General features: G+C 43.3%; 2 protein-coding genes. Both read right to left on the reverse strand.

Translation table 11 applies throughout. From position 1 onward, the window contains the following. Window positions 1-171: 171 nt before the first annotated feature. Complete coding sequence (locus Q8907_14485; protein ID MDP4275479.1) at window positions 172-3,111, reverse strand: discoidin domain-containing protein; 2,940 nt, start codon at window positions 3,109-3,111, stop codon at window positions 172-174. An 87-nt stretch (window positions 3,112-3,198) separates the two neighbouring features. After that, on the reverse strand, window positions 3,199-3,543 hold a 345-nt coding region (locus Q8907_14490; GenBank protein ID MDP4275480.1), incomplete at its 5' end, for a hypothetical protein.

The following is a 3,543-nucleotide window of genomic DNA, read 5'->3' on the forward strand; positions in this document are numbered from 1 at the left end:
CGATAATTCCCTGTGGGACAGTTGTTACCTGAGCTGTAATATCCATTAAGGCCAAAGCCTGAAACATCGCTATCAACAGCAGGATCGACAAGCTTCTTCTTGTGATTTTGTGTTCTAATTGAAACTGATTCATTTTTATATCTATTTTATTAATCTTCAACCTGATCTTTCTTAAAAATTATTATAAGGTTCTACCATCAACTTATATTTCCCATCTTTCAGAAGGGTTTCATCAAAATCAATTTGGATTGATTTCGATTCGCCCTTCATGAGGGTAAAGTAATCGTCATTCATCAAAGCAGGGAGAATGCGTTCACCATCACTTGCCCGTATGGCCTGTACTTTAACGGCAAATGCCGGAGTGGCAGACATATTGGTAATGGTTGCACTGATAACGATGCGGCCATCTTTCCGGATCATTTTGGATACTGTTTTAAGGTTGACTTTGGGCAATGTATTTAACGCAGTATAATCGGCATTCTTATTGCTACGCCAGTAAAAGTTTTCAGAAACAATTTCATTTTTGCTATTTTTGAGATATAGCCGAAGGAACTGTAATTGAGGCGTAACGGGTTTTGTATCGGAATAAACCTCAAAATCATAAAGCGAATAACCATACTGAGTAGCCCTCTTTATTCCCAGCAAGCGTATATAACGGCCTTTGGACGGGGTTACCATAAGATACTCGAGACCTCCATTGGAATTATCGGTGGTATAAATATCGGTCCAGTTGCGGGCATCCTCCGAAATCTGAAGCTTGTAAGCCTTTGCATAAGCAGTCTCCCAGTTTAAAACTACCGACTTCACCGGTTTGCTTTCGCCAAGATCGACATAAACCCATTCGTTATCCGTATAATTGCTGCTCCACCGCGAGCCATTATTTCCATCTGCAACTGCAGAAGCATCGCCAGCATCAGCAGAAACAGATGAAGCCACAGCAGGTTTCTTATACGCCAGGTTATCGGTATTGAGGTCGAGATCGAGCGTGAAGCAGGACTGTGCTGTATTGGAAAGGCTATTCACCACAGCCGATTTGCCAAGATTTTTCTGTACCACACCGTTAAGGTTGTACACAATAGCCTCGGCTTTGAGGTTGTTGACCGTATTAAGACTGGTGTTAACCACTTTCACGGAATTATCGGCATAGCTCCATTGAATATGAACAGGTTCGCAAGCCTTTTTAACGCCCCAGTAGGCACCGTTCAAATCATAGTAATAATCGTACGTTTGCCATACCATCGACGGGTAAGCCGACTGGCTCATCCAGGTCATCACGCCTGAGGCATCATTCCACATATTATGGAGCCAGCCTTCGTACAAAGCTTTGTTGGTTTCGATATTAACCAGCTGGGCTTTGCGGCAATAATCTTCTATACCCGTAGCCTGTCCGTAACTTTTATTGATGGTACGGTCGTAGTTGTCGGGTCCGCCATTGCCTGCCGAAGGTCCAAAGAAATGCTTGTCCCACATATCGTTCCGGGGCCACCAGGTTTCTTTGGGCATAAACTTTTTAAAGCTTTCGAAAGAAACAAACACGGAGGTACCAATTTCGGTACGGAAGCCCCAACCTTTATTACCGCCAAAGCCATTGGGCGATTTGGTAAAATACCAGATAGGATGAAAATTAGCCCAGGGGCCACTGCCTGTCAAAGCGTCCGAATGCGAGTTGGCATGATACAGGCGGTCGTTGGCATCAAACACTTTCACATCTTCTTTTAACCATGCATTCAAAGGAGGCAACGGATAGCCCTCGTTATCGCCGCACCATACGGCAATACAGGGGTGGTTGCGCAACCGTTTAATTTTTTCAACCGCATTTTTATTGAAAGCGTTCACATCAGTAGGAAGATTGGGGTGGGAATTCAACCAGAAATCGTCCCAAACCATGATTCCGTACTTATCGCAGGCTTCGTAAAACTCTTCGTCAGTGGTTGAACCGATCCAGTTACGGATCATATTAAGATTCATCTCCTTATGAAGTTTAACCTTCAGATCATACTCAGCCCCATGGCAACGAAGCATATACTCAGACATCCCCCAGTTTCCGCCTTTCACAAAAACAGGTTCGCCATTAACTTTGATATGCAATACATTGCCGATCGTATCATAGGTATATTTACGGATGCCAAAAGTTATCTTTTTAGTATCCGAAACCTCATCGGCCTTTTTGAACTTCATTTCGGCAGTATAAAGTTTAGCCTCACCATAGCCATTGGGCCACCATAATTCCGGATTGGTAATTTCCAGTTCTTTAACTTTCTTTTTATCGAAAAACAATGTATTGTTTTGATGGGCGCCGATTTTCACCTTTTGAGAAAAGGTAATGTTACCAGGATTGATAACGCCGCTCAGTTCGCCTTCCTGCACTTCATCGGTGCTGTTGTTTACCTCGATATTTAGACTAATCTCGGCTTTAGTCCGGGAAGCCACATCTGTACGAATCCACGAATCGTTGATGGTTACCGGGCCCGAAGAAGTCAGATAGACATCGTCGGTGATACCCATTAAAAGCCCGGGCACATATGGCATCCAATCCCAGCTTGCACTCGATATGTACGTAGGACTGGCATAATTTGGGATAGGAGCCTGTGGCCAATAAACAAGCACGGCCAAGACATTGGATTTATCTTTACGGATCAGGTTGGAAATGTCGAACTTCCCACGCTCCATAAATCCATCGAGTTTACCAACAAATTCGTCATTAAAAAAAACTTCGCCTTTACGGTTAATGCCTTCGAAGTTTAACCAGGTCTTTTCGGTATTGTAGTTTGCCGGCAGGCTAAACTCCGTGCGATACCAGAAGTTCCTGTCGTATTTTTTCTTGTCAACTTTATAGATATTGTCGCCAAAATTGGGATCTTTTTCGAGTCCGGCTAAAACGTACGAGTTAAAAACGGTTCCTGGGACAACGGCTGTAACCCAGCCGGAAGTATTAATTCCCGCAGGCAAAATCTCTACGGAAGCATTCTTAACGTCCGACTGCGCAATAACCTTCCACTGGACAGATTGATTATCGCTATTCAGCGATATCCGTTCAATTTGAGCATAGATTTTACCGCAAAAACCGACTAACATCAGGATAATTACAAAAACGTTCAGGTTTGATTTCATAGTTATGTCAAAAATTAATAATGAAGAATAAACGCGTTCAGCCGATAAATTGCCAAACGCGTTTGTCGAAAAACAAATCAACGCCTCTTAACGTACCGGTTTTGCCCGACCGTACACCGCAACTGCTACGCGCGAATCGGCACAGCCATAATAGAGGAACCATGCTTTCTTGAAGTAAACCAAACCTTCTAAAAATACGGTACCTGCAGGATATTGCCCGCTTTTTTCGAATGACGAGGTAGGAATAAAAAATGGTTTATCCAAACGGGCAATAAGTTTCCCGGGATTTTCGAGACTAAATAATGCCTGTCCTGCACAATAAGCACCCGTAGAATAATTCACATCACCGTCACTTCCTGCCAGGTTTTTCCCATTGTACATCAATATAATACCTTTATCAGTAATAAGCGAAGGTGGACCACATTCGGTAAG

Source organism: Bacteroidota bacterium, assembly GCA_030706565.1.
GTDB lineage: Bacteria > Bacteroidota > Bacteroidia > Bacteroidales > JAUZOH01 > JAUZOH01.